Annotated in this window: 17 protein-coding genes and 1 pseudogene; 9 read left to right on the plus strand and 9 right to left on the minus strand. The window is 58.7% G+C overall.

Features of this window, described 5'->3' with window-relative positions; translation table 11 throughout:
• Positions 1 to 7: 7 nt before the first annotated feature.
• Both FQ755_RS31165 and FQ755_RS31170 read right to left on the minus strand, forming a co-directional pair.
• A complete protein-coding gene (locus FQ755_RS31165; RefSeq protein WP_144160228.1) occupies positions 8 to 751 on the minus strand; it encodes an SDR family oxidoreductase in 744 nt (247 codons plus the stop codon).
• Positions 752 to 1,020: 269 nt separating this feature from the next.
• Complete coding sequence (locus FQ755_RS31170) at positions 1,021 to 1,290, minus strand: hypothetical protein (protein ID WP_144160230.1); 270 nt, start codon at positions 1,288 to 1,290, stop codon at positions 1,021 to 1,023.
• Between FQ755_RS31170 and FQ755_RS31175 the strand changes: the two genes are divergently transcribed.
• Entirely contained in the window at positions 1,280 to 1,609 is a 330-nt protein-coding gene (locus tag FQ755_RS31175; RefSeq protein WP_144160233.1) for a hypothetical protein, read from the plus strand. The genes FQ755_RS31170 and FQ755_RS31175 overlap by 11 nt on opposite strands.
• A gap of 298 nt (positions 1,610 to 1,907) precedes the next feature.
• Entirely contained in the window at positions 1,908 to 2,651 is a 744-nt protein-coding gene (locus FQ755_RS31180; protein ID WP_144160236.1) for an SDR family NAD(P)-dependent oxidoreductase, read from the plus strand.
• A gap of 5 nt (positions 2,652 to 2,656) precedes the next feature.
• Here FQ755_RS31180 and FQ755_RS31185 read toward each other — a convergent pair.
• Positions 2,657 to 2,833, minus strand: a pseudogene (locus tag FQ755_RS31185) (transposase); the annotation flags it as partial.
• 18 nt (positions 2,834 to 2,851) lie between these two features.
• Between FQ755_RS31185 and FQ755_RS38420 the strand changes: the two are divergent.
• Positions 2,852 to 3,238, plus strand: a complete 387-nt coding sequence (locus tag FQ755_RS38420) for a GNAT family N-acetyltransferase (protein ID WP_260858957.1) — start codon at positions 2,852 to 2,854, stop codon at positions 3,236 to 3,238.
• Here the strand turns inward: FQ755_RS38420 and FQ755_RS31195 are convergent.
• Both FQ755_RS31195 and FQ755_RS31200 read right to left on the minus strand, forming a co-directional pair.
• Positions 3,231 to 3,725, minus strand: coding sequence for a GNAT family N-acetyltransferase (locus tag FQ755_RS31195; RefSeq protein WP_186308704.1), 495 nt, complete (start codon positions 3,723 to 3,725; stop codon positions 3,231 to 3,233). The genes FQ755_RS38420 and FQ755_RS31195 overlap by 8 nt on opposite strands.
• A 16-nt stretch (positions 3,726 to 3,741) precedes the next feature.
• Positions 3,742 to 4,116, minus strand: a complete 375-nt coding sequence (locus FQ755_RS31200) for a hypothetical protein (RefSeq protein ID WP_222105805.1) — start codon at positions 4,114 to 4,116, stop codon at positions 3,742 to 3,744.
• Positions 4,117 to 4,299: 183 nt separating this feature from the next.
• Here FQ755_RS31200 and FQ755_RS31205 point away from each other — a divergent pair, with 183 nt between their 5' ends.
• Entirely contained in the window at positions 4,300 to 4,488 is a 189-nt protein-coding gene (locus FQ755_RS31205; RefSeq protein WP_260858941.1) for a helix-turn-helix domain-containing protein, read from the plus strand.
• A gap of 314 nt (positions 4,489 to 4,802) precedes the next feature.
• Here the strand turns inward: FQ755_RS31205 and FQ755_RS31210 are convergent, their stop codons facing one another.
• Entirely contained in the window at positions 4,803 to 5,471 is a 669-nt protein-coding gene (locus FQ755_RS31210) for a glutathione S-transferase family protein (RefSeq protein ID WP_222105806.1), read from the minus strand.
• Positions 5,472 to 5,634: 163 nt separating this feature from the next.
• Complete coding sequence (locus FQ755_RS31215) at positions 5,635 to 7,143, minus strand: MmgE/PrpD family protein (protein ID WP_144160248.1); 1,509 nt, start codon at positions 7,141 to 7,143, stop codon at positions 5,635 to 5,637.
• 254 nt (positions 7,144 to 7,397) lie between these two features.
• Here FQ755_RS31215 and FQ755_RS31220 point away from each other — a divergent pair, with 254 nt between their 5' ends.
• Positions 7,398 to 8,111: a GntR family transcriptional regulator gene (locus tag FQ755_RS31220; protein WP_144160251.1), complete on the plus strand. Its 714-nt coding sequence runs from the start codon at positions 7,398 to 7,400 to the stop codon at positions 8,109 to 8,111.
• A gap of 48 nt (positions 8,112 to 8,159) precedes the next feature.
• Here the strand turns inward: FQ755_RS31220 and FQ755_RS31225 are convergent, their stop codons facing one another.
• Together FQ755_RS31225 and FQ755_RS31230 are read right to left on the minus strand one after the other, a co-directional pair.
• Positions 8,160 to 9,350, minus strand: coding sequence for a porin (locus FQ755_RS31225; protein ID WP_144160254.1), 1,191 nt, complete (start codon positions 9,348 to 9,350; stop codon positions 8,160 to 8,162).
• Positions 9,351 to 10,255: 905 nt separating this feature from the next.
• Positions 10,256 to 10,894: a winged helix-turn-helix transcriptional regulator gene (locus FQ755_RS31230; protein WP_260858942.1), complete on the minus strand. Its 639-nt coding sequence runs from the start codon at positions 10,892 to 10,894 to the stop codon at positions 10,256 to 10,258.
• 166 nt (positions 10,895 to 11,060) lie between these two features.
• Here FQ755_RS31230 and FQ755_RS38425 point away from each other — a divergent pair, with 166 nt between their 5' ends.
• The 4 genes from FQ755_RS38425 (at position 11,061) to FQ755_RS31245 (ending at position 14,048) form a co-directional block, all read left to right on the plus strand.
• A complete protein-coding gene (locus tag FQ755_RS38425) occupies positions 11,061 to 11,489 on the plus strand; it encodes an NmrA family NAD(P)-binding protein (protein ID WP_260858943.1) in 429 nt (142 codons plus the stop codon).
• Positions 11,486 to 12,154, plus strand: a complete 669-nt coding sequence (locus FQ755_RS38430; RefSeq protein ID WP_260858944.1) for an NmrA family NAD(P)-binding protein — start codon at positions 11,486 to 11,488, stop codon at positions 12,152 to 12,154. Before FQ755_RS38425 ends, FQ755_RS38430 begins: the two co-directional genes overlap by 4 nt.
• The gene (locus tag FQ755_RS31240) at positions 12,154 to 12,795 is read left to right on the plus strand and encodes a permease (RefSeq protein WP_144160257.1); all 642 of its coding nucleotides are present in this window, start codon (positions 12,154 to 12,156) and stop codon (positions 12,793 to 12,795) included. The genes FQ755_RS38430 and FQ755_RS31240 overlap by 1 nt, the downstream gene beginning before the upstream one ends.
• Before the next feature lie 200 nt (positions 12,796 to 12,995).
• Complete coding sequence (locus tag FQ755_RS31245) at positions 12,996 to 14,048, plus strand: alpha/beta fold hydrolase (RefSeq protein WP_260858945.1); 1,053 nt, start codon at positions 12,996 to 12,998, stop codon at positions 14,046 to 14,048.
• Positions 14,049 to 14,058: the final 10 nt, after the last annotated feature.

Here is a 14,058-nt window from a genome sequence, read left to right on the forward strand (position 1 = left end):
CGTCACCTCAAACCAGGACGTGGCCACCGTCGACAACGATGACCTGGCCCGTGCTGAAGCCCTGCTGCATCAGGTAAAGATAGGTCTGCGCAACATCGCTCGCCTCTCCGACCCTTCGCACAGGCATCTTTTCGGCGATGAAATCGTAAAGACCCTGGCGGTCGGCTTCGCTCATGTTGTCCCACAAGGCCGTGCGCAACACGCCCGGCGCCACGGCATTGACACGCAGCGGTGCGAGTTCGACGGCCAGGGTGCGCGTCAGCGACTCGATCGCGCCCAGGATGCTCGACGGAATCGTCCATGCAGGCAGCGGACGCGACGATGCCACGCCGCTCGTCAGCGTGATGGAACCGCCGGCGCGAAGATGAGGCGTCGCGTATTTGACGGCCTTGAGCGCGCCCCAATAGCGCACTTCGAAAGCGCGCTGTGCATCCTTGATGCTGAGCTCTGCGAGGTTTTGCAGCAGCAGCGATTCGCCTGCGGTGTAGACGAAGTGATCGAAAGCGCCGACGCGCGCGAAAAACGCGCTCACCTGTGCCTCGTCCGTGAAATCAAGCGGCTCGCCGCGCGTGCCTTCAGGCAACCGTGCAAGCGCGGCCTCGACGCGTTGCGGATTGCTCGACGCGATAATGACCTCGGCGCCGGCACGCGCAGCCGCGTCCGCCACGGCAAAGCCAATGCCTGATGTGCCACCGGCTACGACAATCCGGCTTTGTTCAAGAGTGATGCTGGAAAGTGAGTTGTTTCCCATGCTCGAAGTTTTCGTAAGAAAGAAGTCCACACGATGACATCGAGCGTAAAACAGCACCTGCTGTCCAGGCGGAATCGATGCGCCATCGCGGCCGCGAGAGAGTGTACGTGCTTTACGAACATCGCGTCGTAAGCGGTGTCAGCGAAGCATCCGCTATGACGTGGGCGCCATCTGACGGTCAGGTTCGCGACAGACTTGACGGTTTTTTGCGTGCGCAAAGGCGCGGCGAATACGCCGGACGCCATCGGCCTTGTGAATGCCGTGACTTGTTATGCGCTGGTCGACAGCAGTCCTGTCGTGAGACCGCTTGCCAGCATCAATTGGGCGAGCGCACCTTGCGCGCCTTGCAACTGGGTTTCGACCTGACTGATCTGGCTGGTATTCGAGCCTTGCAGCGCTTCGCTTAGCGCGCTTTGCGCACTTTGCAACTGGGCCTTGACCGCGTTGATCTGGCTCGCGTCAGCACCGCCCGCCGCACCGCCGGCACTCGACGACACCTGCGCCAGTTGGGCTTCGAGCGACGCGATCATGGCATTCATCGCGTCGAGTTCACTTGTTGATGAGTTGCTGGAAGCGGCTGAAGCGCCGCTACCGCCTCCGCCGCCACCTCCATGGTGTGCGCCCGATGTCGCCGTGGTGGAAGAAGAGGTTGGCGGCGTCGATGAGGTTGAGGACGTCGACGCGTCGCCGGTCGACGCAACGGACGATCCCGCGGTGCCCGAAGGCGTTCCGGTCGCCGTGCTCGTCGTTGTGGCCGTGGCGGCCGCCGTGGTGGCCGCTGTGGTAGCGCTAGTTGGCTGGATCTGCATGGGATCTCCCGGTTGGCTTGGCAGGGCGGCGGTAAATTCAGAGAATTGACCCATTACCGCCCTATCTTCTGCGTAACGGCAAACTTAAGGGTTTCTTGAGACCGTTTGGCAGATTTTTTTGCTTTCATTTAGCCGCGCGGGAATTGTGGACGGAAACTTCCGTTCCGTAAGTCGACGCTTGCGCGTTTCGAGGCGATGTAGGTCGCCAAGAGACGTTCGACACGAGCCGAGGGATCGCCGACAATCAACGGACTCTGTCAAAGGCAGCCCCGACTGTCAGGCCGGTTTAGGGCAACGAATACGGTCTGCCAATCCGCAACAAACTTACCTGGCGTATTAGCACCTCCATGACGACTTCATCTCCCGTCGCGCTTGTCACCGGCTCGACTTCCGGCATTGGGGCCGCCATTGCGCGGCGACTTTCCAAGGACGGATTCTCAATCGTCCTGCATTCGCGCAGTTCAGTCGCAGTAGGGCAAGCACTGGCCGATGAGCTCGGCTCAGCAGCGTATGTGCAAGCCGATCTGGCCAATGACGCGGACAGGGTGAAGCTCATCCGCGAAGCGCTTGCCGTGTGGGGCCAACTCGATGTGCTGGTCAACAACGCAGGAATCAGTCGCGTGATCCCTCATGCGGATCTGGCAGCGGCCACGCCGGATGTCTGGCAGGAACTGCATGAAGTGAATGTGGTTGCCCCGTTCCGCCTGGTCGCCGAAGCGCAGTCCGCGCTGCGTGAAGCAGCCACGCGAGGAAGGCCCGGTTGCGTCGTCAACGTGAGCTCACATGCTGGCGTGCGGCCCAAAGGCGCATCCATTCCTTACGCGGCGACTAAAGCGGCATTAAATCACGTGACCCGCCTGCTCGCTGTTTCGCTTGCCCCAGAGATTCGCGTGAATGCGGTGGCGCCCGGATTGGTGGATACGCCGCTAACGGCGGACTGGACGCAAGCTCAGCAACTTTGGAAGGAACGTGCCCCTATGCGTAGGGCCGCTAGTCCCGAAGATATTGCTCAGGCTGTTGCGCTGTTAGTCGCTTCGGATTATTTGACTGGAGAAATTCTGCTTTCGGATGGGGGATTGAATCTTACTTAGAGGTGTTAACAAAATGCGTTTTTCAGCTGTCGCCAGCAAATGATGCAGCAGGCCAGCTTCAGGAAAGCTCCATGGATAAAAGCGAGGCGCTCGAAGCGGGCACGCAGTCGACAAATGTTGTGAAGCCATGCGATGGTGCGCTCGACAACCCAGCGTGTTTTGCCCAGTCCGCTGCTGTGCGGCTCGCCGCGTTGGGGGCAGTGAGTGCCTGGATAGGCTCATTCAGCCGCTCCGGTCCGCACCGGCTATTTGTAGCTACCGAAGAGGAGCGATTGCTCGGATTCGCAGGAAGCCAGCAATATCGTAGTCACCCAGCTTTCCGAAAAACGATCGAGACGAGCATCTATGTCGACCCCGAAGCATTAGGTCATGGCGTGGGGTCAGCGTTGTATGAGAATCTTTTCAAGGAAATCTCGGGAGAGGGCCTGCATCGCGCCGTCGTTGGCATCGCCCTCCCAAATGAAGCCTCAGTAAGGCTGCATCGAAAAGTAGGGTTCACCGACGTCGGGACATTCGCAGAGTATGCGATCAAGAACGGCTGCTATGTGAGTTCGGTCTGGATGCAGCGGGACCTCACCCCTATCTGATCCGCCGTTCCATGACGATGAGTTCGGCGGGAAATCGCGGGTTGTGCGCACGACGGAGTTCCGTGAAACCCTCGCGCTGCCAGAAAGCGATTCCGCGCAAATTCGTGGAGAGGGTCGCGAGTTGTATCCGGCTGCAATCCCACTCCAGTGCCAGCGCCATGACCGACGCCAATGCGGCTTTTCCGTAGCCACGATTCCTATGCAATTCAGAAAAAAGCAATAACCCGATCCATGCGCAATCGCTCGTCGGATATGAACGGATCAAGTCGATGCAACCGACCATATCGGGTCCAACGTAGCAGCCGAACACCGATTTCTGGGAGATATCCGTCTTGGGGGGCGCCCCGAAGAAGAGGTCGTCAACATCCGCTTCAGACGGCGAACGAGATTCGTGAAGTTCGACATACGATGGCGCCTCCATGAAGATGCGCAGCGCATCGGCGCGATCAACATGCGACTCGCTGGTGAGTGGGCGAATATCTATCATTTTCGGCAGTGATCTTTCAAACCGGTGCCTGACGCCCGGAAGACGGCTCCCTTGCGGCCACGGGCGCAAGGCAAAGCACAACCACGAGGAATCCAACCTGAGCCAGATAAAATGGCGCAAGCCATTGATTGCTCTGGTCGACATAGTACGTATTATGTATAACATCGCTCACGATAATCGCGGCGGTCAACCAGACTCCCATGCGCGGCTTGATAAACAAGAGCACGGCGGCGAGCGGGTCAAGAATAGTCAGCACATCCCAATAGACCTTGCTCACCAGGGCAATCTTGTTTCCGTAGCCATAATCCCAAAGCAAGCCATGCTGAAAAATGGCGTAGACGTGATTGAAGGTTGCGGCAAGAAGACATAGGGCGAACAGAATCCGGATCATGATCGGCGCTCGGTGCATTCTGACTCTCTTGGGAAGATTTTTGCTCAGCTTATCAGAGGGAAATTGCCGCGACGCAACTCCAGGAACTTGCACAGGCGGCGGCGATGTCGCGCGCGACGTTTGCTGCCTACTTCAAAACGGTTGCCGGCATGTCGCCCCTCTCATATCTGACGAAATGGCGAAATGCACCTTGCACAGCGCGCGCTTCTGGAGAGCCGCACGCACGTCAATGTGCTTGCGCGCTCACTTGGATACGCCTCCGAGAGTGCATTCAGTCACGCGTTCAGACGTGTCGTTGGACGCTCACCGAAAGACTTTCGGGTACAGGCGGCGAAGGAAATTGAGGCGGGGAGTGAAATCGAAATCCGCTGACGTGTAATTGATGTCCAACGCCATGCGCGCCGCATTATGTGCGCAACCGTTGAAGGCGGGTATCTCTGTTTCCTGGCTCGAAATTTAGCCTTGTTTGTAATTTGTTTTTGCTTCGGATTACGAAATGATTGAGTGACTCTCCGAGGAAAAGTCCGCGCTACGTTGGGGCAAGCACACTGACCCGGAAGAATATTGGCACGCATTACGTCGTCATTGCGACACGCACACCTGTCGGTCCGAACAGCCCTAAGGACATCAAACAGGCTCACGTCGCCTGAGCCGGTCAATTAACTGATACTTTGAATGCGCAACCCTCACTCCCCGCCCCTTGAATTAGCCATAAAAACCGCTAGTTGAGCGTCAAAAGCACGCTTGTAGGCGGGCCGCGCCTCGCCGCGCGCGACGTAAGCGGAGAGATTCGGATATTCGTCCAGCAAACCTGACGGTCGCACTCTGAGTAACACCGACACGATCATCAGATCGCCCGCGCTGAACGCGCCATCGAGCCATTCGGCGTTGCCCAGGCGCTCGGAAAGCTCGCCCAGCCGGTCACGAATGCGGTCCTTGACGAGCGGCAGGCGCTGCTCATGCCAGGGCTTGTCGCCCTCCTGGTACATCGCGGTCTGGAGATCGAGGATCGGGGCCTCGACCGTGTTGAGCGCGGCAAACATCCAGGTGATCGCGCGAGCCCGGGCGTTTGCGTCCTCAGGTAGCAGGCCTGCGTGGCGCTCTGCAATATGGAACACAATCGCCCCTGACTCGAATAAGGCAAGCGCGCCTTCCTGATAGGTCGGAATCTGCCCGAAAGGATGTAGCGCCCGGTGCGGGGGTTCCTTCATGGCTTCGAACGAAACAAGACGAACCTCGTATGGCTGTCCCACTTCTTCAAGCGCCCAGCGAACCCGCATGTCACGCGCCAGCCCGCGGCCGCGATCAGGCGAGCACTCAAAGACGGTGATAACCGGGATCAGTTGAAGAGGCATGGCGACTTCTCCTTTGCTGGATGTCTCGGACGAGCACCAGGACGCACAATCCCGGCGCTCATCTACCCGACGTTCGAGACAGGGCTAAATCGACATCCCCAAACGACTTTTTCTCAAAGCCGGGCAAATCCACGTCCCGACCGAAGCACTCCCGGCAAACGCATCACTGCGGCAACGCCGCTAGCGCGATTTGGCCCGCGTCGTCCAGTTGCTCGACATGCCAGCACTTTTCGATCAGTGCATGCGTTTGAGCTGGCGACAGAATGCCGTCGGCGAGGTCGGTAAACTTCTTCTCGAGTTGCTGGTCGGTCATCGGCACTTCCGTACTGCCGATTGCGTGCTCGATAAACTTATGCAGCTTGCGGCCATCCTTGAGCGTGATGGTCATGTCGACCTGTTCCGGTTTGATCGAGGGATCGACAATCGTGTTCACCTTCTCGCGCAAGGCGACCGTCACCGGGTCGCGCACTTTGGCATCGCTGAACTGCTTTTCGCCGCCTGCGCCGTCGATGATAGCAATTGCGACTGCATGATAAATGCTGAACTTGCCTTCGAGTCCGGTCTGCGGCGTCTTCTTGCCGGTCAGTTCGATCACGAGCGGATGCACGCGAAGATCGATTTTGTCGATCTGCTCGGCCGTCAAATGATATTGATTACGAAGCTGGATCGCCGCATCGATTGCCGGATGAATGACGATGCCGCAGGCAAACGGCTTGTACGTATTCAGTGTCGACTCGTAATGCACGCCGAGGCCTTCGGTGATTTCGCGGTAATCCTGCTTGGTGCTGATGGTGTTCGCCCAACCGCGCTTCGCTTCGATCATGCCGTCCGAACTGGTGTAGTCCTTTGCAGCCAGCAGCGCGGCGAAAATGCCGTTCGCGGCCGCACGCCCCGGATTAAAGCTCTTGTTCATCGAACCAAACGATTCGCGCAGGCCAACCGGTTGAGACGCCGCAAGGCCCAATGCCCACACCATCTGCTGAACGCTCAAGCCCATCAGTTTGCCCATGGCCGCCGCCGAACCGAATACGCCGCAGGTGCCGGTGATGTGCCAGCCGACATCATAGTGATTGGGGTACACCGCATTGCCGATGCGCAGTTCCGTTTCGACGCCTAGCACCAGCGCGTTCAAAAAATCCTTGCCTGAGACAGGATGGTATTGCGAGTACGCCAGAATCGCAGACGCGACCGGTCCGGCCGGGTGGATGATCGTTTTCAGATGCGTGTCGTCGTAATCGAAGATATGACTGCTGACGCCATTGATAAACGCCGCATTCATGATGTCGAAGCGCTCGGTGCGGCCTAGCAAGTTCGCCTGTGGTGGCCCCGAAAACGGCGTGAGCGCGGCGACTGCGCGGTTGACGGTTTCGTCGTGCGAACCGCCGACGGCAACGCCCACCCAGTTCATCAAGGTCCGCACGCCTTCCTTGCGAACCGGCGCGGGCAAGTCCTGATAGCCGGTCTTGACGATGAACTCGGCGAGGATGCGGGTGACCTTCGGCGGCCGGTCATTGGTGCTGCCGGCAGACGCGGAAGCAGGCGCAGGCGCGGCCATGGACGCCGCCTTGGCACCGTCGGGCGTATCGGCGAACACCGCCTTGCTGACGGCTGCAGATGCCAAAGCGCCGACAGCACTGGTTTTCAGAAAGCGGCGTCGATCGAGGTCGGACATGCGGTTATCTCCTTCAGGTTTGATATGTAGTGCGGCTGGATGTGGCGAAGTTTGCGGCCACGCAAAGTGTCGACACTTATTTCATTTTAATGAGATAAATCGAAAAAATGCAATCGTCATGGCATAAGATGTACACACTTCGAGATGCACCTTGGCGAGCTACGCCTCTTCTTCATAGGCGGCAAAGCGGCGGCCGTTTGCTAGAATCCGCCACCAGCCGGGTCGGCGACCCCGGAAGCAACGGGAAAAATTCGATGAGCCAGAATGTCGACAGAAGCAAGTTCGAGGAAGACGGCGAATCATCGCGGGTCGGCGAGATCGTCGACTGGGTGGCGCGCGGCGTCATTGAAGGCCGCCTCTTGCCGGGCGATGACCTGAACTCCGTCGATCTCGCGAAACGGTTCAACGTCAGTCGCACGCCGGTGCGTGAGGCTCTTTTCGTATTAAGCCGCGAAGGTTTGGTCGACTGGTCGCCGCGCAGACGTCCGCGAGTGTCGGTCGTCAGGCTGGCGGAGGTGCGCGAGATCTATCAGTTGCGCGCGATTCTTTACGCGGAGGTGTCTACCGCTATCGTCGAACGGGCCACCGAAGCGGACATCGAATCGCTGTGGCGTGCCCATGCAAGTCTTGCCCGGGCCGCCGCTCAAGGCAACGTCGACGGTTATTTTTGGGCGAATGTGGCCTTTCGCGATGAAGAACTTCGCGTATGCGGTAACGGCATCTTCAAGGAAGTGCTCGATTCAATGCGTATGCGCACGAACCGGTTGCGCCGCCTGAGCACGTCGTTGCCGGGTCGTTTGCAGCGCTCGTGCGCCGATCATCAACGCTTGTGCGAGGCGTATGGGGAGCGGGATAGCGTGCTCGCGGCGGCGCTAAACCGGTCGATCGTGTTCGGCGCGCTTCAGGCGATCGAACAGGCGTGGGAGCATGTGCCGGTTAGTGCGGAGGTCGCCGCTGCCGGCGAGTGATTGACGGGTTTGTGGCGACGCTATCGTCAGGTGCACAAACCCATGCCATCAGAACTTGTGACGAATCCCAATGCGCGCCACGAACTGATTGCCGTTCGACGAAATGGCGGTGGTATCGGTAATGGCCGCGACGGCCGGGCCGCCCGTCGAGTCGTCGCCGAGCGCGCGTTGATAAAGCGCCATCACATACACGTCGGTGCGTTTGGACAACAGGTAATCGAGCGTCGCGTTGTATTGCAGATACTTGCCGCTTTCGACCGCCTTTCCGTTCTTCTCCGTGAGCGAATTGCGATCCACGTAATCGGACGCCACGAGCAACTGCCACGCAGGCGTGATCCGATAAACGACATTGACCTGCACGTCATTAAAGGTGGCCGTGCTACCCGTCGCGTAGCCGGCGGCCGGACCCTTGGCGCCGGTCGGCATCGGATTACTGCCCAAATCCATGAACTTGGCATTCGTATAGGTGGCGCCGAGCGTCGCCGGCCCGAATGCGTAGGACGCGCCGACATCGATCAATTGAAACGTGTTCGCGCTCATGAAGCCGGAGTAAATCGGCGTCATCAAGGTTTCGGGCAGGCTCGACGCGGCTGTGCTGAACATGCCGGTACCCGGATTGCGCGCGTTCAGGTAGGCGGCGCCGAGGGCAACCGGCCCCCGGTTATACGAAGCGCCGAGCGACCAGATCTGGTTGTTGGTGAAATTGCCGGCCGTGCCGCCAAGACTATAAGTGCCGCCAAATTTTAGGCCTGCAAAATTTGGGCTTGCATACTTGATGGTGTTGTTATCGTGGTAATCGATGTTCGAGTTATCGAGGTCACCCGGATGCGCGCCATAGACGCCAGCACCTAATTGGCCGGCCGCGAGCGGGGCGGCGTAATCAAAAATTGAGTCGTACTGACGACCGAACGTGACCGTTCCATACGGAGTCGCAAGGCCGACCCAAGCCTGGCGGCCGAACATCAGGCCGTTCTGGCTCAGCGCGCCGCTGTTGCCGTTAAAACCATTTTCGAGCTGAAATACCGCCTTCATGCCGCCGCCGAGGTCTTCAGCCCCCGTCAGCCCCCACCGGTTGCCCTGCATCACGCTCCCCGCCAACTGGTAGACATGGCCGCCCTTGTTGTTGGTGATCATGTCGAGCCCTTCGTCGATGATGCCGTACAGGGTGACACTGCTTTGTGCATGTGCGGCGCCGGCGAGTGTGCCGAGCACGGCGAACGCGATAACTGTTTTTTTCATCTGATATGTGATTGTTGTTTATATGTCTCGAAACGCTGATCAAAGTGTCGTAGTGCTTCGCTCCGAATCCGCGTTATCCGCGCTCAGGCACCTTCGCGACCCGATGTGGCAAAGCCCCGCCGCGACCTGGTCTAACGTCGCCCAAGCCCGCTCGACACGAAGGCGTCGGCGTCCCGCTTCACGGCATCCGCTTTATCCGATAACGAAAAGTTGTCCTAATTACTTTCCACTTTCCATATCGATCCTTCTCGTACAGAACCCGCCACTCCGCTAACCAGGCGAAGCAGCATCGGTCACTAATTCCGCCCCAAAGAGGCAACTGATACGGGGTAAAGCGTTCGCACCACATGACAGGAGTCCGTAGTGTCAATCTGTTACCGACAACGTAACGGAGCAACAATGCCACTACTCAGAACGCTCTTAAATCAGGGTAAATTCGAAGGACAATGTCCTATCGCGTAGCGCGATAACTTTGCTATGCTTTGCGGCGAGGCGCCCTCCGGGAGGGGCGCGATGGCAGGCCTTCGATTTGTCTAATGAATAGAGCTGACTGACTGGGCGCTGCATCGAGCGCCGCGTCGTCGCGGACATTCAAATGTGAAATGCCCGCACCTTGGCCGAGGTGCAGCATTTTCTCAAACGAACTCGCGGCGCCCCAAGCATGCGTCGGTCCAACCGAGACACCGATCTAAACGAGCATGTCCTTCACGGATAGTTTCGTTCAACGTCACGCGGTACGCGCGGCGAGTAAATCGACAACAGTCTTCGCCGCAGTCGCGCCCATCGTGCTGGCTCTCAATGACTCTGCGACCTTCCTCGGAACAACTGCGGCCGGTGTGATTGGCGCTATGGACATCCAGATGGTCGGCGGCCCCAAGCTACCGAAAGAACAGTCCAGCCGTTCCTCATTTCCGCCGCTTCGCAGCAGCGACAGGCGCATTGCGATGCGTGACGTTCGCGTCGACGGCTTTATGGCGGCGCTCCGCGTGCGACAACCGCCAGCGCATCAGGTCGTCAGCCCCTGGCCCTTCCTCGATGGCAATATCCTGGGCGCTCAACTGCTCGCCCGTATCCCGATCGATAAAACTCCAACCTACTTCAGCGCCCGTGTTTCGATTCACGATCTTCATTGGCGGAGCCGGCGCGCCGGAGACGTCGAGGCGATCTCCGATCTGGGCGAGCACCGGCATCACGGCGGCGATTTGCCAGCCACGCTGGGTCAACAGGTATTCAAACCGCTCCGGATTTACCTGGTAGCGCCGTCGCTCGACGAGACCATGGGCTTCCAGATGCTTTAGCCGGTCGCTGAGTGTCGCGTTGGTCACGCCAGACGATTGACGAAAATCGTCATATCGGCTGAGACCGAGGACGAGGTCACGCAGAATCAGCAACCCCCACCGATCGCCGATCACCGCCATCACGCCGGCGATCGAACACACCATTCCGTCGAAACCTTTCGAGCGCATAAGCCGTTTCCTTGAGATGCCCGAGGAGAGCCATCGAGTAAGTCTCATTATAAGAGCCATCGCTGCCTGCCAAATCATTGCTTGCACGCCAGGCTACTAACTCTTATTATAAGAGTTAGTAGCCTGGCTGGCGATGAAACTTCCGCCTGGAATACCCGCGAAGCTGCGCGGGTCCCGGCGAGATGTCCCTCGACTGAGCGCATCACTCCGATCGATTCGCTCAATCAAACCTTAGGAAACGACGATGTCCTCCCACACCCCCTCCCGCATTTTCGTGATTGGCGGCACCGGCGCTCAGGGCCTGCCCATCATCGGCGCACTCGTCGCCGACAGGAAGTATTCCGTTCGCGCTTTAAGCCGCGATTCCCACTCCCGGCGGGCAAAAGCGCTTCTCGCGCTCGGCAACGTGTCCATCCTGGAAGGCAGCTTCGCGGACGAAGCCGTGTTACGGGAAGGCTTTCGCGGATGCGATGGGGCGTACATCAATATCGACGGGTTCAATACCGGTGAGAAGACGGAACTCTATTGGGCCATCCGCAGCTACGAGATCGCCATTGAAGAAGGAATCAAATTCTTCGTGTACGGAAATCTCGACTACGCGCTCAAGAAGTCCGGTTACGACTCCAGATTCCGTGCAGGCCACTATGACGGCAAAGGCCGCATAGGCGAATGATCCTGTTTCAAAACCAGCAGAACCGGGCGCGGATGGGCGCGGCGGTGCTAACCACCGGGCCGTACATGGAGATGGCGATCTCGGCGATGACACCCATGTCGCCTTCCGTGGAAGACGGTGTGGTGACCTGGCGCGTTCCGCTCGGCAACGGCGCGGTTCCTCACGTTGCGCTTGACGATTGCGGACACTACGCCCGCTGGCTCTTCGACAATCCCGAACGGGCGAACGGCATGAATCTCGAAGTGGCCATCGAGCATGTCGAGTATCACAAACTCGCGGCGGCGTTCGAGAGCGTGACGGGGCATCCGGCGCGATACATCGACACGCACCTCGATACCTATTGGAATGGCCCGCTCAAGATGGCCGCGGGCCTACCGGCCGGATACAACGCCGATCCCAGCGACAAAAGCACCATGAGCTTCCGCGACAACTTCACCGGCTTCTGGAATATCTGGAAACACGGCATCGTTCAGCGAGATTACGCGTTGCTGGATGAAATCCATCCCCGCCGGATCAGAAGCGTCGAAGAGTGGTTCCGGCATGAAGACGCGGCGGGACGGGCGCAGGGGAAAGGAGGTCTCTGGGAAAGGGTGCAGCCGGAAAATCTGTTCCGGTTTCCACCGCTCCTGAAGTTGTCTGAAGATAAACGGACGGGGATCCTGTGATGAATCGCGAGACCAAAGTTCGTAAACGCCACGGAACACGCGTCCTGCTGGGTGCATTGGCGCTATGGGGCCTGGCGGTCGTCGCGGCCGCCGAGACGGGAGCCTTCAGCGCAACCTACCCGTTGTTGCTTGCGCCCATCATCGCGCTGGGGATTGTGGCGCTGGGGATTGTGGCGCCGGTCATTGTCTACGCCATGTCGAAGGGCTTTCGAACCTACATTGAAATCGTCGGGCTGCGGCCATTGACGACGTTTCATATCTGGCGGATTGGCGCAGCGTTGCTTTTCTTCTGGTACGGGGCGCACGATCTTTTGCCGCCCATCTTCGTCCGGATCGCCGGTTGGGGTGACCTCGTTGCCGGGCTTCTGGCTCTCGGCGTTACGTTGCTGCCGGAAAACCGTGCGCGATATCTTGTCTTCGAGATCTTCGGCTTCGCCGATTTTGTCGCCGCCGTCGGCACCGGCTTGACGATGTTCATTCTGCACGACCCGCGCATGGCCGGCATCCAGACCTTGCCGATGGCGTTGATTCCGTTTTACGGCGTCGGCATTTCAGGCGCCAGCCACATCATGGCGTTCGACCTGTTGCGACGCCGGGTTGGGATGAAACATAACGTGAAGTCCAACGCTGTACCCGCTTAGCCGGAAATCGCATTGCTTTATATATAAAGTACAACTGATCAATTCAAAGAACGTCAGCCATCATCAATAGTGTAAGGAAATCATCATGACGTTTCGACGTACTCGCGCGGCGCGCGATGCTTGGACTAGTATTCAGCGGAACAATCGTTGCAGGCACCGCATTCGCTCAATCGGGCTCACAATCGGCCTCAGCGGCCAGTGTGGCGGCCTCGCCATGGGACAGAGGAACGAATCCCGCCGCGACGCAAGCGGACGCCCGCTTCGACAATTACACATTCCGTGACGGAGAAACGCTGCCGCAAGTCCGAATTCATTACGCCACCCTCGGTACACCGCATCGCAATGCCAACGGCGAAATCGACAATGCCGTGCTCGTTTTGCACTGGACCGGAGCAGACAGCCGTGCACTGCTCAGCCCGACCTACACGAAAGCCCTTTTCGATTCGGGCCGTCCGCTTGACGCACATCGCTACTATCTGATTTTTCCCGATAGTGTCGGTCACGGTCAATCCAGCAAGCCGAGCGACGGCCTGAAAACAAAGTTCCCCAACTACGATTACAACGACATCGTCGATCTACAGCACAAGCTGGTAACCGAGACACTGGGCATCAGGCATCTCCACGCTATTCTCGGCATGTCGATGGGCGGCATGAATACGTGGCAATGGGCGGAAGCCTATCCGGACATGATGGACGGCGTGATGCCGGTGGTCTCGCTGCCGATCACGGTCTCAGGCCGTAATCTCCTCTGGCGGCGCATGGTGATCGATGCGATCCGCACCGACCCGGAATGGAAAAACGGCGACTATACCGAGACTCCGCGCGGATGGATCGTGGGGTACGGCATATTGCGCATGATGATCGACAGTGCGCCGGCGCTTCAGCGCGAAGTGCCGGATGGGCCGGCCGCGGACAAATTTCTGGGAGTCGATCGTTTCACAGCGGAACATGTCGACGCAAACGACATTCTTTATTCGCTCAAGTCCTCATTCAGCTACGACCCTGCGCCCGGACTTTCCCGGATCAGAACGAAACTTTTCGCGCTCAACTTTTCTGACGACGAGTTCAATCCGGACCAGTTGCAAGCGCTCGAAACGGTCGTGCCGAAACTCGCCCAAGGCCGTTATGTCGTGCAACCGGGGACGGCGTCATCGCCGGGGCATTACACGATGACGCGCCCTGATCTTTGGGCTCAGCATGTCGCCGAGTTCATGCGCTGGCTAGGAGATCCGCCGCCTTCGGCGAGCGAATAGCCCGTTCGCA

Origin of the sequence: Paraburkholderia sp. BCC1885 (genome assembly GCF_900996235.1) — a bacterium.
GTDB lineage: Bacteria > Pseudomonadota > Gammaproteobacteria > Burkholderiales > Burkholderiaceae > Paraburkholderia.